Origin of the sequence: Serratia sp. Tan611 (genome assembly GCF_905188235.1) — a bacterium.
Classification (GTDB): domain Bacteria; phylum Pseudomonadota; class Gammaproteobacteria; order Enterobacterales; family Enterobacteriaceae; genus Serratia_B; species Serratia_B rhizosphaerae.
In genome coordinates, this window is sequence record NZ_LR994655.1 from 1188176 (window position 1) to 1203939 (window position 15764).

14 protein-coding genes and 1 pseudogene are annotated in these 15764 nt (G+C 58.9%); 6 read left to right on the forward strand and 9 right to left on the reverse strand.

Annotation, left to right across the window (positions count from 1 at the left end; genetic code table 11):
* Window positions 1-7 precede the first annotated feature (7 nt).
* From TAN611_RS05550 to TAN611_RS05560, 3 genes are all read left to right on the forward strand, one after another.
* Entirely contained in the window at window positions 8-1156 is a 1149-nt protein-coding gene (locus tag TAN611_RS05550) for a glycerate kinase (RefSeq protein WP_203067375.1), read from the forward strand.
* Window positions 1157-1274: 118 nt separating this feature from the next.
* Entirely contained in the window at window positions 1275-2237 is a 963-nt protein-coding gene (hemH, locus tag TAN611_RS05555) for a ferrochelatase (protein ID WP_105230064.1), read from the forward strand.
* A 64-nt stretch (window positions 2238-2301) separates the two neighbouring features.
* The gene (locus tag TAN611_RS05560) at window positions 2302-3606 is read left to right on the forward strand and encodes an inosine/guanosine kinase (RefSeq protein WP_105230065.1); all 1305 of its coding nucleotides are present in this window, start codon (window positions 2302-2304) and stop codon (window positions 3604-3606) included.
* A 34-nt stretch (window positions 3607-3640) separates the two neighbouring features.
* On the opposite strand, the gene ybaL is transcribed toward TAN611_RS05560, so the two are convergent.
* Both ybaL and TAN611_RS05570 read right to left on the reverse strand, forming a co-directional pair.
* A complete protein-coding gene (ybaL, locus tag TAN611_RS05565) occupies window positions 3641-5332 on the reverse strand; it encodes a YbaL family putative K(+) efflux transporter (protein WP_105230066.1) in 1692 nt (563 codons plus the stop codon).
* A 240-nt stretch (window positions 5333-5572) separates the two neighbouring features.
* Window positions 5573-6793 (reverse strand): MFS transporter, encoded by a 1221-nt coding sequence (locus TAN611_RS05570; RefSeq protein WP_105230067.1) that lies wholly within the window; start codon window positions 6791-6793, stop codon window positions 5573-5575.
* 181 nt (window positions 6794-6974) lie between these two features.
* Here TAN611_RS05570 and ushA point away from each other — a divergent pair, with 181 nt between their 5' ends.
* Window positions 6975-8627, forward strand: a complete 1653-nt coding sequence (gene ushA / locus TAN611_RS05575; protein ID WP_203067376.1) for a bifunctional UDP-sugar hydrolase/5'-nucleotidase UshA — start codon at window positions 6975-6977, stop codon at window positions 8625-8627.
* Window positions 8628-8687: 60 nt separating this feature from the next.
* Here the strand turns inward: ushA and ybaK are convergent, their stop codons facing one another.
* The 3 genes and pseudogenes from ybaK to TAN611_RS05590 all read right to left on the reverse strand — a co-directional run.
* The gene (ybaK, locus tag TAN611_RS05580; protein WP_203067377.1) at window positions 8688-9167 is read right to left on the reverse strand and encodes a Cys-tRNA(Pro)/Cys-tRNA(Cys) deacylase YbaK; all 480 of its coding nucleotides are present in this window, start codon (window positions 9165-9167) and stop codon (window positions 8688-8690) included.
* A 233-nt stretch (window positions 9168-9400) separates the two neighbouring features.
* Window positions 9401-10207 (reverse strand): TraB/GumN family protein, encoded by an 807-nt coding sequence (locus TAN611_RS05585; RefSeq protein WP_105230070.1) that lies wholly within the window; start codon window positions 10205-10207, stop codon window positions 9401-9403.
* A 226-nt stretch (window positions 10208-10433) separates the two neighbouring features.
* Window positions 10434-10634 (reverse strand): annotated as a pseudogene (locus tag TAN611_RS05590) (cation transporter); the annotation flags it as partial.
* A 109-nt stretch (window positions 10635-10743) separates the two neighbouring features.
* Between TAN611_RS05590 and cueR the strand changes: the two are divergent.
* Window positions 10744-11148 (forward strand): Cu(I)-responsive transcriptional regulator, encoded by a 405-nt coding sequence (cueR, locus tag TAN611_RS05595; RefSeq protein WP_105230072.1) that lies wholly within the window; start codon window positions 10744-10746, stop codon window positions 11146-11148.
* Between the two features lie 12 nt (window positions 11149-11160).
* Here the strand turns inward: cueR and TAN611_RS05600 are convergent, their stop codons facing one another.
* Window positions 11161-11622 (reverse strand): NfeD family protein, encoded by a 462-nt coding sequence (locus TAN611_RS05600; RefSeq protein WP_105230073.1) that lies wholly within the window; start codon window positions 11620-11622, stop codon window positions 11161-11163.
* On the reverse strand, window positions 11622-12530 hold the full coding sequence (locus TAN611_RS05605) for an SPFH domain-containing protein (protein ID WP_105230074.1): 909 nt from the start codon (window positions 12528-12530) through the stop codon (window positions 11622-11624). The genes TAN611_RS05600 and TAN611_RS05605 overlap by 1 nt, the downstream gene beginning before the upstream one ends.
* 305 nt (window positions 12531-12835) lie before the next feature.
* On the opposite strand from TAN611_RS05605, the gene cfa reads away from it, so the two are divergent.
* Window positions 12836-13987, forward strand: a complete 1152-nt coding sequence (gene cfa, locus TAN611_RS05610) for a cyclopropane fatty acyl phospholipid synthase (RefSeq protein ID WP_111737612.1) — start codon at window positions 12836-12838, stop codon at window positions 13985-13987.
* A gap of 52 nt (window positions 13988-14039) precedes the next feature.
* Here cfa and TAN611_RS05615 read toward each other — a convergent pair whose 3' ends face one another.
* Window positions 14040-14894, reverse strand: coding sequence for a co-chaperone YbbN (locus TAN611_RS05615; protein ID WP_105230076.1), 855 nt, complete (start codon window positions 14892-14894; stop codon window positions 14040-14042).
* 76 nt (window positions 14895-14970) lie between these two features.
* Window positions 14971-15747: an SDR family oxidoreductase gene (locus tag TAN611_RS05620; protein WP_105230077.1), complete on the reverse strand. Its 777-nt coding sequence runs from the start codon at window positions 15745-15747 to the stop codon at window positions 14971-14973.
* Window positions 15748-15764 lie beyond the last annotated feature (17 nt).

Below are 15764 nucleotides of genomic sequence, written 5' to 3' on the forward strand. Positions count from 1 at the left end.
GTTGACGATGAAAACGCTGAATAAAGTGGTGATAGCGCCGGATTCATTTAAGGAGAGCCTGAGCGCGCTGGAGGTGGCGACGGCGATTGAACGCGGATTCCGCCAGATTTACCCGGATGCCCGCTATGTGAAACTGCCGATGGCCGATGGCGGCGAAGGCACCGTCGACGCCATGGTGGCCGCCACGGACGGGCAAATTGTCAACGTGACCGTCTCCGGGCCGCTGGGCCAGCCGGTTGAGGCGTTCTACGGGCTGCTGGGTGACGGTAAAACGGCGGTGATCGAGATGGCGGCGGCGTCGGGCCTGCATCTGGCGAGCGGCGATCGTCGCGATCCGCGCATTACCACCAGTTTCGGCACCGGAGAGTTGATACTGGCGGCGCTCGATCGCGGCGTCAGCGCCATTATTCTGGGCATCGGCGGCAGCGCCACCAACGACGGCGGCGCGGGCATGATGCAGGCGCTGGGGGTTAAACTGCTGGACCGGCAGGGGCAGCCGCTGTCGGCCGGCGGCGCGGCGCTGGCGGATCTGGCGCAGATCGAACTTGGCGCGCTGGATTCGCGCCTGCGGCGGGTAACGATCACCGTGGCCTGCGACGTGGATAATCCGCTGTGCGGCAAACAGGGCGCGTCGGCGGTGTTTGGCCCGCAAAAAGGCGCGACGCCGCAGATGGTGGATCAACTGGATCGGGCACTGCGCCACTATGGCGAGCTGTTGGAGCGGGTGACCGGCTGTGGGGTGATTAACGCGCCCGGCGCCGGCGCGGCGGGCGGTATGGGCGCTGCGCTGCTGGGGATGCTCAATGCCGAACTGCGGCCGGGCGTTGAGATCGTGGTGGAAACGCTGCGGCTGGAGGCGGCGCTGCAGGATGCTGACCTGGTGATCACCGGCGAAGGGCGGCTCGACAGCCAGTCGATCCACGGTAAGACGCCGATCGGCGTCGCGCGCGTCGCCAAGCGTCATCAGCGGCCGGTGATCGCCATTGCCGGCAGTCTGACGCGTGATTACCAGGTGGTGCACCAGCACGGCATCGATGCGGCGTTCTCGGTGCTGGACCGGGTGGTGACGCTGGAGGAGGCGCTGACGGACGCGGCGCGCAACCTCGAAGTCACGGCGCGCAACGTCGCTGCGGTATGGCGACTGGCTGAACGGTAATGCCTGTTGCTGATATCGGTTTCAGCCCCCGGCTTTTTCGTTACAATACGGCCTTATTTATTTAAGGCCGCAGCGTATTGGCGACAGGCCGAGCGTAACGGAAATAAGAGGCGCTGAAATGACGCAAGAAAAACATGGGGTATTGCTGGTCAACCTTGGTACGCCAGAAGCTCCGACGTCCGCGGCGGTAAAACGCTACCTGAAAGAATTCCTGAGCGACCCGCGTGTCGTCGATACCTCGCCGCTGATTTGGAAGCCGATCCTCAACGGCGTGATTCTGCCGATCCGTTCGCCGCGCGTTGCCAAACTGTACCAGTCGATCTGGATGGATGAAGGTTCGCCGCTGCTGGTGTACAGCCGCCGGCAGCAGCAGGCGCTGGCCGCCAGCATGCCGTCGGTGCCGGTGGAACTGGGCATGAGCTACGGTACGCCGAGCCTGAACGACGCCATCGATAAGCTGCTGGCGCAAGGGGTGACGCATCTGGTGGTGCTGCCTTTGTATCCGCAATACTCCTGCTCAACCAGCGCCGCGGTCTGGGACGGCGTTGCGCGCGTGCTGCGCGGCTATCGCCGTCTGCCGTCCATCAGTTTTATCAGCGATTATGCCGAACACCCGGCCTATATCTCTGCGTTGCAGCAGAGCGTTGAGCGCGCGTTCGCCGAGCATGGGCAGCCGGATCGGCTGGTGCTCTCGTTCCACGGTATTCCCAAGCGTTATGCGCAGACCGGGGATGACTACCCGTTGCGCTGTGAGGATACCCGCCGCGCGCTGGCCGCTACGCTGCCGCTGCCGGCGGAGCGTATTATGTTGACCTATCAGTCTCGCTTCGGCCGCGAGCCTTGGCTGACGCCGTATACCGATGAAACGCTGAAATCGCTGCCGGCGCAGGGCGTGAAGCACATTCAGCTGATCTGCCCGGGCTTCTCGGCGGACTGCCTGGAAACGCTGGAAGAGATTAAAGAGCAGAACCGTGAAATCTTCCTGCAGGCCGGCGGGGAAAAATTTGAGTACATCTCCGCACTTAATGACGAACCGGCTCATATCGAGATGATGCGCCAACTGGCGACGCAGCAGTTCTGATCTTCAATCCGGCGGGAATGTGTTAACATTTCCCGCCTGTTAACTGCCACAAACCGCCAATCACATGAAATTTCCTGGTAAACGTAAATCCAAACACTATTTTCCGGTGAACGCCCGCGATCCGCTGCTGCAGCAGACGCAACCGGAGCATGAAGTCAGCACCTCTTATATCGTCGGCATCGACCAGACGCTGGTGGATATTGAAGCCAAAGTGGATGATGCGTTTGTTCAGCGCTACGGCCTGAGTCTGGGGCACTCGCTGGTGATTGAAGATGACGTGGCGGAAGCGCTGTATCAGGAACTGAACGACAACAATCTGATTACCCATCAGTTTGCCGGCGGCACCATCGGCAACACGCTGCACAACTATTCGGTGCTGGCGGACGACCGTTCGGTGCTGCTGGGCGTGATGTGCAGCAACGTCAAGATCGGCAGTTACGCTTACCGGTATTTGTGCAACACTTCCAGCCGTACCGATCTCAACTACCTGCAGGGCGTGGACGGTGCGATCGGCCGCTGCTTTACGCTGATTAGCGAAAGCGGTGAGCGTACCTTCGCTATCAGCCCCGGCCAGATGAACCAGCTGATGCCGGAAAGTATTCCCGAGGCGGTGATTGCCGATGCATCGGCGCTGGTGCTGACCTCCTATCTGGTGCGCTGCAAACCGGGCGAGCCGATGCCGGCGGCGACCATGAAGGCGATTGAATACGCTAAAAAGCATGACGTGCCGGTGGTGCTGACGTTGGGCACCAAATATGTGATCGCCGACGATCCGCAGTGGTGGCGTGATTTCCTGCGGGACAATGTATCGATCCTGGCGATGAACGAAGACGAGGCGCAGGAGCTGACCGGTTTGAGCGATCCGCTGACCGCTTCGGATATGGCGCTGGAGTGGGTGGATCTGGTGCTGTGCACCGCCGGGCCGCATGGCCTGTATATGGCCGGTTATACCGAAGAGGCCAACAAACGCGAAACGCAGCATCCGCTGCTGCCGGGCCATATTGCCGAATTCAACCGCTATGAATTCAGCCGCGCTATGCGCCGCGAGAGCTGCGAAAATCCGTTCCGCGTCTATTCGCACATTGCGCCTTATATGGGCGGCCCGGAAAAGATCATGAATACCAACGGCGCCGGAGACGGCGCGCTGTCGGCGTTGCTGCATGATATCGCGGCCAACGGTTATCACCGCAACAATGTGCCGAACTCCAGCAAGCACGTGCGCAGCTATCTGACCTATTCCTCGCTGGCGCAGGTGTGTAAATACGCCAACCGCGTCAGTTATCAGGTGCTGAACCAGCATTCGCCGCGCCTGACGCGCGGTTTGCCGGAGCGGGAAGATAGCCTGGAAGAGGCCTACTGGGAGCGCTGAAGATGACGGGCCGGCGCTGCCGGCCCGTGCAGGATTAGATCGGGCAGGCGCCGGCCTTTTCTTCCTCACTGATGTTCTCAAGCTGCAGGATATTCAACATGCTGTTGGCGATCTCCCTTTCTCCCATCACCACCCGGTCGGCGCCGCGCTCGGTGATATAGGTCACTTCATCGTCATAGTGCGCGCGGGCGATTATTTCTAGGTTGGGGCGCTTACCGCGCGCCGAGGCTACGATCTCGCCGGCTTCATAACCGTTGGGAATGGTCAGCAGCAGCCAGCGCGCGCAGTCCAGCCGCGCCAGTTCCATGATTTCGCCGTTGGCCGCATTGCCCAGCACGGTTTTAATCCCCTGTTCACGCAGCGCTTCGACCCGCGGGCGGGAATTTTCTATCACCACCATCGGAATGCCGGCCTCGCGCAGCTTACTGCCCAGCAGACTGCCGACGCGGCCATAGCCGACCACCAGCGCGTGGTTGCACATATCTACCGGGATCTGCTTCTCTTCTTCCACCGCCTCCTCCAGCGTCTGCTCCTCAATGGTTTCCGTTTTACTCAGGTAGCGCTCCAGCAGGGTAAACAGCAGCGGGTTGATCATGATCGACAAGATTGCGCCGGCCAGCACCAGATTACGGCCATGTTCCGACATCATGCCCAGCGCAATGCCGAGGCCGGCGAGAATAAAGGCGAACTCGCCAATCTGCGCCAGGCTGGCGGAGATGGTCAGCGCGGTGCGTTTGGAGTGGCCGAACATTCTGACCAGCAGGAAAGCGGCGACGGATTTGCCGAAGACGATGATTGCCAGCGTCGCCAGCACCGCCAGCGGTTCGTTAATCAGGATCAGCGGGTCGAACAGCATGCCGACCGAAACGAAGAACAGCACGGCGAAGGCGTCGCGCAGCGGCAGGGTGTCATGGGCGGCGCGATGGCTGAGCTCTGACTCGTTCAACACCATGCCGGCGAAGAAAGCGCCGAGGGCGAATGACACATCGAACAGCTTCACCGCGCCGTAGGCGATGCCCAGCGCCAGCGCCAGCACGGCCAGGGTAAACAGCTCACGCGAGCCGGTGCTGGCGGTTTTCGCCAGGATCCACGGCACCAGGCGGCGGCCGACGATAATCATCAGCGCGATAAAGGCGATCACCTTACCGATGGTCATCGCCAGTTCGCTCAGCAGCTGTGCGGTGCTGGCGTTGTTATTGTCCATCATGTTGCCGAAGGCCGGCAGCAGCACCAGCGTCAGCACCATCGCCAGATCTTCGACGATCAGCCAGCCGATGGCGATTTGCCCGCGCTGGCTGTCAATCAGCTGGCGCTCTTCCAACGCACGCAGCAGCACCACGGTGCTGGCGGTTGACAGACACAGGCCAAACACCAGACCGGAGAGCAAATCCCAGCCTAACAGGCGTGACAGGCCTATCCCCAACAGGGTGGCGACGGCAATCTGCGCCACGGCGCCGGGAATGGCGATGGATTTAACCGCGAGAAGGTCTTTCAGGGAGAAGTGGAGGCCGACACCGAACATCAACAGGATCACACCGATTTCCGCCAGTTCCGGCGCCAGTGAGATATCGGCGACGAAACCCGGAGTAAACGGGCCGGCGAGCACGCCTGCGGCAAGGTATCCCACCAGCGGGGAGATGCGCAGGCGGTTCGCCAGCATACCGAGGAGGAAGGCGAGTACCAGGCCTCCGACAATGGTGGTGATGAGCGGTGTTGAATGATGCATCCAGGCTCCTTCTTGTGTAGGCGTTACGGCGGGTGGTGTTTTTTTACGTATTGATACATTTAGTTTATTGCATTTAATCAATCATAGTTTGACTGAATTTGTCTTTTTTATAAAAAAGTATGCAATATTGCCGGGAAGGGAATGAACAGGGGATTTTGGCGAAAATTGTGGCATTAGCCAGCCAGGAGCACGAGGAAATCCCGGCTGCGCGATCGCTTTCAGCCGGGAAAAGTGGTTTCTTTAACGCGTCTTACCGTCCATATTCGGCAGTAAAGCGGTGATAATGCCGATTAACGGCAGGAAAGCACAGATTTTGTAAACCAGTTCGATACTGGTCAAATCGGCGACATAGCCGAGCACTGCCGCACCTAATCCGCCCATGCCGAAAGCAAAACCGAAGAATAAGCCGGAAACCATCCCCACTTTGCCGGGAATCAGCTCCTGCGCGTAAACCAGAATGGCGGAGAAGGCGGAGGCGAGAATCAGACCGATAATCACCGTTAAAACGCCGGTCCAGGCCAGGGATACATAGGGTAAAGCCAGGGTAAACGGCGCCGCGCCAAGAATTGAGGCCCAAATAACATATTTACGGCCGAACCTGTCGCCGAGAGGCCCGCCGATAATGGTGCCGGCGGCGACGGCGAACAGGAAGGCAAACAGATGAATTTGCGCATTCTGCACCGAAACGCCGAACTTATGTATCAGATAAAAGGTGTAATAGCTGCTGATGCTGGTGAGATAGAAGTATTTGGAAAAAATCAGCACCAGCAGAATGGTCAGTGAAAACGCCACGGTGCGTTTGGGCAGCGGTTTGATGGCGGACGCCGTTTTCGGCCTATTCTGTGCCGCGCGATGCTGCTGCTGATACCACTTGCTGACCTGTAGCAGCACCACGATGGCCAGCAGCGCCGCCAGCGTAAACCAGGCGATATTGCCTTTACCGTATGGGGCGATAATCAGCGCCGCCAGCAGTGGGCCGAGCGAACTGCCGAAGTTGCCGCCGACCTGAAACAGCGACTGCGCCAGGCCGTGGCGGCCGCCGGAGGCCATGCGCGCCACCCGCGACGATTCCGGATGGAACACCGAGGAGCCGGTGCCCACCAGCGCGGCGGCCAATAGCACCAGCGGGAAGGTATTGGCCACCGACAGCAGCAGCAGGCCGGACAGGGTAAAGCCCATGCCGATCGGCAGTGAGTAAGGCTGCGGATATTTATCGGTGTAGTAGCCAATCAGCGGCTGCAGTAGGGAAGCGGTCAGCTGATAGGTCAGAGTGATCATACCGATCTGTACGAAGCTGAGGTTAAAGTCGGCCTGTAGGATCGGGTAGATCGCCAGTATCAGCGACTGGATCATATCGTTGAGCAGGTGGGAAACGCTGATGGCGCCGAGAATCGAGAAAGCGGTGCCTTTTACCGCGCTGTTGCCGGCCAGCGGCGCAGCGCTATCGCTACGATCGGTCATATTATTATTAGCCTGGTAAGTAACAGAGAGAGGTTCCTATCTTAGGCGGGTTGTTTATTTTTTGCCATATGCGACATAATTTGATGTATATCCCAATTATTTGAAATCGTAAGCGATTAATTCACGTTACAATTCCATCTTTATCACTACTTGTCCTATTGAGATTATCTGGAGAGTCGCCATGCGTTTTTCGTTAACAGCCAGTGCCAGGGCGCTGCTGATTTCCCTGAGTTTGCTGCCGGGATTGGCCAGCGCCTGGGAGAAGGATAAGACCTACGACATCACTATCCTGCATACCAACGATCATCATGGCCATTTCTGGCAAAACGACCACGGGGAGTATGGCCTCGGCGCGCAAAAAACGCTGGTGGACGGCATTCGTCAGGAGGTGGCGGCCAGCGGCGGCAGCCTGTTGCTGCTGTCGGGCGGCGATATCAACACCGGCGTGCCGGAGTCCGATCTGCAGGATGCGGAACCGGATTTTCGCGGTATGAATCTGATCGGCTATGATGCGATGGCCGTCGGCAACCACGAATTTGATAATCCGCTCAGCGTACTGCGCCAGCAGGAGAAGTGGGCGACCTTCCCGCTGTTATCCGCCAATATCTACCAGAAAAGCAGCGGGCAACGGCTGTTTAAGCCTTACGCGCTGTTTGACCGGCAGGGCATCAAGATTGCGGTTCTCGGCCTGACGACCGACGATACCGCCAAAATTGGCAACCCGGAATATTTCACCGATATCGAATTCCGCCCGCCGGCGCTGGAAGCCAAACAGGTGGTAGAACAACTGCGCAAAGAGGAACAGCCGGATGTGATTATCGCCGCCACCCATATGGGGCATTACGATAACGGCAATCACGGTTCCAACGCGCCGGGGGATGTGGAAATGGCGCGCAGCCTGCCGGCCGGTTACCTCGATTTGATCGTCGGCGGCCACTCGCAGGATCCGGTATGCATGGCAAGTGATAACCACAAACAGGTGGACTATGTGCCGGGCACGCCGTGTTCGCCGGATCGGCAGAATGGCACCTGGATCGTGCAGGCGCACGAATGGGGCAAATACGTCGGGCGGGCGGACTTCCAGTTCCGCAACGGCAAGCTGACGCTGAAGCATTATCAGTTGATCCCGGTGAACCTGAAGAAAAAGGTGGAGAAGGCCGACGGCAGCAGCGAGCGCGTCTACTACACCCGACAGATCGCGGAAGATCCGGCGATGATGAAACTGCTGACGCCGTTCCAGGATAAAGGCAAAGCGCAGCTGGAGGTGAAAATCGGCAGTGTCAACGGCAAGCTGGAAGGGGACCGCAGCAAAGTCCGCTTTGTACAGACCAATCTGGCGCGCGTACTGCTGGCGGCGCAGATGGAACGCGCCAGCGCCGACTTTGCCGTGATGAGCGGCGGCGGGGTGCGTGACTCTATCGAAGCCGGCGATATTACCTACAAAAGCGTGCTCAAGGTGCAGCCGTTCGGCAATACGCTGGTGTATGCCGATATGACAGGCCGTGAAATCGAGAAGTATCTGGCGGTGGTGGCTAATATGAAGCCGGACTCTGGCGCCTATGCGCAGTTCGCCAACGTCAGCCTGGTGGCGGACGGCAGCGGCGTCAGCGCGGTGAAGATTAACGGCCAACCGCTGCAGGCGGATAAAACTTACCGGATGGCGACGCTGAACTTCAATGCGCTGGGCGGCGATGGCTATCCGAAGATTGACGGCCTGCCGAGCTACGTGAATACCGGCTTTATCGACGCCGAGGTGCTGAAACAGTATATCGAGAAGCACTCGCCGCTGGATGCGGCGGCGTTCGAACCGAAAGGCGAGATTGTGTATCAGTAATGCATCACGGGCGGTCGGCGTGAGCAGGCCGCCCGTTGTTCGCTGACGTCAGTGACGGGCTCAATCCCGCTTGGCGATATCGGCGAAGGTGCCGGTCAGCAGACGGCATAAATCGTCGGCCGCCAGTTCAATATCCAGCCCGCGCTTGCCGCCTGAGATGAAAATGGTGGCGAACTGCTGCGCCGGGCTGTCGATTACCGTCGGCAGCCGTTTCTTTTGCCCCAGCGGACTGATGCCGCCTACCAGATAGCCGGTAACGCGCTGCGCCAGCTGCGGATCGGCCATATCCGCCTTTTTTGCCCCCAGCGCCTTGGCGACCTTTTTCAGATCCAACTGCGTGGCGACCGGCGTGACCGCCACCGCCAGCTTTTTGGCGTCGCCGTTCAGCGCCACCAGCAGCGTTTTGTACACCTGGTCGGCGTTCAGCCCCAGTTTTTTTACCGCTTCATCGCCAAAATTGGTTTCATCGCTATCGTGATGGTAGGGGTGGAGCGTAAAAGCGATCCTGTTTTTTTCAAGCAGTACGACTGCGGGTGTCATAATCGGTGTCCTTAAACCGTAATAGCCAGAGTGGGTAAACTGTACGCCGAACGGCGGCATGCCGGCAAATGTACGACGCTGTCGGTATGAGTATGCCGGCTAAGTAAAGTCGGTTGCCAAGTTGTTATACAGGTTGTTACCCTGTCTGCCGCAGCCGCCGAGCGGCTGCATGCGTATAACTAAAATATGAGAAATTCCTCTTTGACTGGCCAATAGCGATATTGGCCATTTTTTTATGGCGCTTTTTGCAGCATCTCCGGCAGGTTGTCTTCGCCGTACAGGTGCAGCGCGCCGACGGCCACCACATAGTTACCGGGCGGCAGCGCCTGCAACTGGTGTTGCCACTGCAGATTACGCTGATGCATCAGCACATCATACAGCCCGGTGCTGAAGGTGGTGGGCAGCGTATCCAGAGCGATGCTGGGCTGGCTGTCCAGCCACCAGCCGATCATGGTTTGCAGCAGGCGGGCGTTGGTGTGCCAGTGCGTCAGCGTATCGCGCAGCAGCGCCATCCCGCCTTCGGGCAGCTGTTGCAGCATTTTGAGCTGCGTGTCGGCGCCTTCCAGCTCTATCACCTGTTTCTGCTGGCTTTTGGCGGCTTCCAGCAACTGATGGTCGATGCCGTATTCCGCACGCAGCCCCAACCGCTGCGCCTGACGCGCCTGCATGGTCAGCGCAATCTGCCAGCCGGGCAGCGTATCGAACAGTGCACTATCGGCGCCCAACTCCTGGCACAGCGTCTGTAAACGCTGTTGCTCCTTATCATTCAGGCGTTCAGCCAGCGGCGGCTGCTCTTCCGCCTCGCCAAACGGCGATGCCGAACCGGTGATATCGGCCTCGACAATCAGAGCGTCGGCCTGCTTCAGACGGCTGAGTAACCGGGCGGGCAGCGGCGCCATATTGGCCGTTCCCATATGGATACTGCCGACCAGATGCAGTTGCCGATCGCCCGGCAGTGTAATATCTATGCCCGGATAGGCGTAGGCCGCTGGCGATATTAAGCCAAGAAAAACGGCAAAACGGCGTAACAGTTGACCCATACGGCATAGCTCCTGTTTATCCCTGTAAGATTCCAACATTACTTGAAAGCTGATGGGTGAAATGTGTGATCCATGCTAAACGCTGTGCGCCGTGTGGGAAAGCCTGAGAAACGGTGGAATTATCCCAAAGGGGAAGGGGAGAGGGTGTTCGGCGGCTTAACGCGCCGCCGAGGGAGGTACCGGCAGGAGATTACTGAAATGCCGGCCGCGATGAGCGGTGGCGTTACCCGGCCAGCTGAGCGTGGTAGCCGGCCTGCTCTACGGCGCCGATCAGCGCCTGCGGCGCGGCGTCGCCGGTGACTTTGGCCTGCTCAAGGGTGACGTCGGCGGCGGTAACGCCGGGAACGGCTTCCAGAGCTTTACGCGTATGCCCGACGCAGTGTGAGCAAGTAAGGCCCTGCAGCGTAAGTACGGTAGTGTTCGACATGGTTTGTCTCCTTCATTTGAGCATTATTGATTAAGGCTTGACCGCCTTAACACTTTTCACTGAGAATGAGGTTAAACCTTACCGCAAGGGTAAGGTCAAGGGGGGAACGATGAATATCAGCGATGTGGCGAAAAAAACCGGCTTAACCAGCAAGGCCATCCGCTTCTATGAGGAAAAAGGCCTGGTTACCGCGCCGATCCGCACCGACAACGGCTATCGCAGCTACAACCCTAAACATATTGAAGAGTTAACCTTGCTGCGCCAGGCGCGGCAGGTGGGCTTTAATCTGGACGAGTGTCGTGAGCTGGTGGCCCTGTTTAACAATCCGGCGCGGCATAGCGCCGACGTTAAAGCGCGCACCCTGCACAAGGTGACGGAGATAGAAAAACATATCCAGGCGCTGCAGGAGATGCGCCAGCGCCTGTTGACGCTGGCTGAGCAGTGTCCGGGCGATGACGGCGCTGACTGCCCGATCATTAATAACCTGGCCGGCTGCTGCCATACGCCGGGTTAAGCGGTGATGCCGTTATCCGCGGTTGACGGCGCGGATCACCAGCGTCGTGCCCTCCACGGCGACCACTTCCACTTCGGTGCCCGCCGGTAAATCTTGCGCCGCGCGGGCGCGCCAGCTGCCGTCGCCGATATTAATGCGACCCAGGCCGTTATGCAGCGGTTCGGTCAGCGTAGCGCGGGTGCCGATCAGCTGCCGGTTGCGTTGGTTAAGCGCCTGAGCGCCGTCGCTGGCGGAGGCACGGGCGCGCAGCCAATACCACCACAGGTAGGCGACCACGACGACCAAAATGGCAAACAGCACCCCTTGCCATTCCCAGCCGATGCCTGGAAACAGCCAGACCAGCGTGCCGACGATTGCCGCCGCCACGCCGCTCCACAGCAGATAACCGCTGGTGCCGAGCATCTCGGCAATCAGCAGCAGGCCGCCGAGCGACAGCCAGAACCACTGCGGGTTTTCCACAATCGCCGCCAGCATTACGCTTTTCCTTTGCCGTCTTTCAGCAGTTCGGCGATGCCGCCGATAGAGCCGAGCAGGCTGCTGGCGTCGAGCGGCATCATTACAACCTTGCTGTTATCGGCGGCGCCGATGCTTTGTAGCGCGTCGGTGTATTTTTGCGCGACAAAGTAGTTCACCGCCTGGATGTCGCCGCTGGCGATCGCGTCAGACACCAGCTGGGTGGCCCGCGCTTCCGCTTCGGCCGCACGTTCACGTGCTTCCGCCTGCAGGAACGCCGACTGCCGCTCGCCTTCCGCCTTCAGAATCTGTGACTGTTTTTCCCCTTCGGCGCGCAGGATTGCCGCCTGACGCACCCCTTCAGCCTCCAGAATATCGGCACGCTTGGTGCGCTCCGCCTTCATCTGGGCGTTCATGGAGGCCACCAGTTCGGCCGGCGGGCGTACGTCGCGGATTTCGATGCGGGTGATCTTCACGCCCCACGGATTGGTGGCTTCGTCGACAATCTGCAGCAGGCGGCTGTTGATGTTATCGCGCTGCGACAGCATTTCGTCCAGCTCCATGGCGCCCAGCACGGTGCGGAAGTTGGTCATGGTCAGGTTGATGATCGCCAGTTCCAGATTGCTGACCTCATAGGCCGCACGCGCGGGATCGATCACCTGAATAAAGCAGACGGCGTCGATGGAGACGTTGGCGTTATCGCGGGAAATGACCTCCTGCGACGGGATATCCAACACCTGTTCCATCATATTGATTTTACGGCCGATGCGATCGACAAACGGCACCACCAGATTCAGGCCCGGCATTAAGGTTTTGGTATAACGGCCGAAGCGTTCTACCGTCCACTGGTAACCTTGCGGCACGATTTTGACGCCGGCGAAAACGGTGACCAACGCCACGACAATCACGATAATAATAAAAGCGAACATTGCATAACCTCCTGTTTTACAGATGTAAGTGAATATTACGACACTTTACCGGGTAAAGCCTGCTTTCTCTGCCTGAATGTCGATATTCCTCACTCCGCCAGCCGTACTGAGTGTCCGAACGGTGGTTCCCCGCGCTATCCGTGCAGGTAAATATGCCAATTAGGCATGTTATTAATAATTTTAATTCATTTCATACCGTTTCCCTCGTTGGGTACCCTGCATTCACGCACTTATCTCCTTTCAAAATTTTGTCATTTCAATTTGCGACTATGCTTTTTGAAACGTCTTCTGCGTTGAGGATGGTTATGGATTCGGTCGGTATTAATACGCTGTCTCGTAGAAAAGATCGCTGGTACGCCATGGTTGAAGAGATGCTGGCGCAGGCCGGTATTACGATTAACGGCAGCCAGGCGTTTGATATTCAGGTGAATAATCCGCAGATGTTTAAGCGGGTGCTGCAGGAAGGATCGCTGGGCTTCGGTGAAAGCTATATGGACGGCTGGTGGGAGTGTGAGCGTCTGGATATGTTATTCAGCCGCCTGCTGAGCGCCGGCGTTGACGAGCGGTTGCCGAAGAATATCGCGGATATTGCGCGTATTGCCTACGCCCGGCTGTTTAACCGCCAGTCGCGTAAACGTGCCTGGCAGGTGGGCAAAGAGCATTACGATATCGGCAATGATTTGTTCAGCCGTATGCTCGATCCCTATATGCAATACTCCTGCGGCTATTGGAAAGAGGCCACAACGCTGGCGCAGGCGCAGCAGGATAAGTTGCGCATGATCTGCGAAAAGCTGCAGCTGAAGCCGGGGATGACGTTGCTGGATATCGGCTGCGGCTGGGGCGGTCTGGCGCAGTATGCGGCGGAACATTACGGCGTGAAGGTGTTTGGCGTGACGATTTCCGCCGAGCAGCAAAAAATGGCGCAGCAGCGCTGCGCCGGGCTGGACGTCGAGATTCTGCTGCAGGATTACCGCGATCTGCACCAGCAGTTCGACCGTATTGTTTCCGTCGGCATGTTCGAACATGTCGGACCGAAGAATTACGACACGTACTTCAGCGTTGCAGCACGCAATCTGCGCCCGGACGGTTTATTTTTATTGCACACCATCGGCTCCAACCAGACCGACCTGAACGTGGACGCCTGGATTGATAAATACATTTTCCCCAACGGTTGTCTGCCGTCGGTCAAACATATTGCCGATGCCAGCGAAGGGCGTTTTGTAATGGAAGACTGGCACAATATCGGCGCGGACTACGATCGTACGCTGATGGCCTGGCTGGAGAATTTTAAACGGGCATGGCCCGAGCTGGCCGCTGACTATTCGGAACGTTTTGAACGGATGTTCACCTATTACCTGAACGCCTGCGCCGGTGCTTTCCGTTCGCGCAATATTCAGCTGTGGCAGGTGTTGTTCAGCCCGAAAGGGGTAGAGGGCGGCGTGCGGGTTTATCGCTGAGCGTATAAACGGGGAACCATCGGGGCGTGCCGGCCCCGATGGCTGCGGGGAATCAGTACAGCAGGGAATACAGCTGGCGGCGATATTTGCCGGCCAGTGTGTCACCGGTGCCCAGCGCGGCGAGGATATCCATCAGGGTTTTGCGCGCGTTGCCGTTGGCTGCGGCCAAATCCTGTTTCAAATGCCCCATCAGCAGTTCCAGCGCCTCTTCATTACGGCCGACCTGGTGCAACTGCAAGGCCAACTGGGTCGCCAGCTCGGCGTTGGCGGGATCCTGCTCGACCTGCTGCTGCAGCTGTTGGATCTCCGGCGTATCGGCGGCCTGTTTCAGCAGTTCAATCTGTGCCACCAACCCCTGATAGCGGGTATCGCGATCCTGCAGCGGAATGGTGGCCAGCACCGCTTCGGCGTCTTCAACGCGGTTCAGCGTCAGTTGGGTTTCCGCCAGCAGCAGGCCGATATCGCTGCGTTGATTGCTGGTCTGCCAGGCTTCTTTCAGCAGCGGCAGCGCATCGATCGCCTTGCCTTCCTGCAGCAGTTCGCCGGCCTGCGCCAGCTTCAGGTCTTCTTCTTTCGGCAGAACGCGCTGCAGCAGTTCGCGAATGGCTTCTTCCGGCTGCGGTCCCTGGAAGCCGTCCACCGGCTGGCCGTCTTTGAACAGATAGACGGTAGGGATGGAGCGCAGGCCGAATTGCGCGGCGATCGCCTGTTGGGCATCGCAGTCGACTTTCGCCAGTACGAACTGACCGGCGTATTCCGCCGCCAGTTTGTCCAGCACCGGCGTTAACTGCAGGCAGTGTTGGCTGCGTTCGGACCAGAAGTAAAACAGCACCGGAACGGACATTGACTGTTCCAGCGTCTGATGCAGGTTGGTTTCGTTAATCTCAATAACTGTCGGCGTTAGCATTATTTTCTCTCTGATCTGCGAAGCATATAGGGCTACGTGGGGGCAGGGGACGCATCCTTCAACCCCGGTAATGCAATTAACCGTTGCCGCGCAGCAGCCAGTCCAGCGCCCGGCCGGGCAGAATACGGCGCAGCACGCTCAGCGCGTGCGCCAGCAAAGTGACCGGATAGCGCAGTTTGGCTTTAGGGCTTTCCAGCGCATGGCGCAGTTTGGGCAGCACCGCCTCCGGCGGCAGCGTCAGGCGTTTGGCGATACCGGGGTTATGTACGGGCTTATCGCTGCGGGTCTGATTGACGTTCTGGGTAAACTGGGTGGTCAGCGGGCCGGGCTCGATCAGGCTGACCTGAATACCGCTGCCGTGTAGCTCCATACGCAGGGCGTCGGACCAGGCTTCCAGCGCGAATTTACTGGCGGCGTAGGCGCCGCGTCCGGCGCTGGCGACCAGCCCCATCACTGAACTGGTCTGGATAATGCGCCCCTCGCCGTGCGGCAGCATAGCCGGCAGCAGCAGCTGCGTCAGCTGGTGGGTGCCGAACAGGTTGGTGGAAAACTGCTGTTCCAGCTGTTGGCGGGAGATGCCGCTGAGCGGGCCGTAAACGCCGTAGCCGCCGTTATTGAACAGGCCGTACAGGCGGCCGCCGGTCATCTCGATCACCTGCGCCGCCGCGCGCTCGACGCTGGCGCTGTCGTCCAGATCCAGCTGGATGCTCTCAAAGCCGAACTGCTGCATATGGTCGACGTCCTGCGCCTTGCGGCAGGCGGCCAGCACGCGATAACCGCGGCTGCGTAAATCCTGCGCCGCGATCAGGCCGATCCCGCTGGAGCAGCCGGTGATTAATACCGCTTTTTGCATAACTTTACCTACTCTTC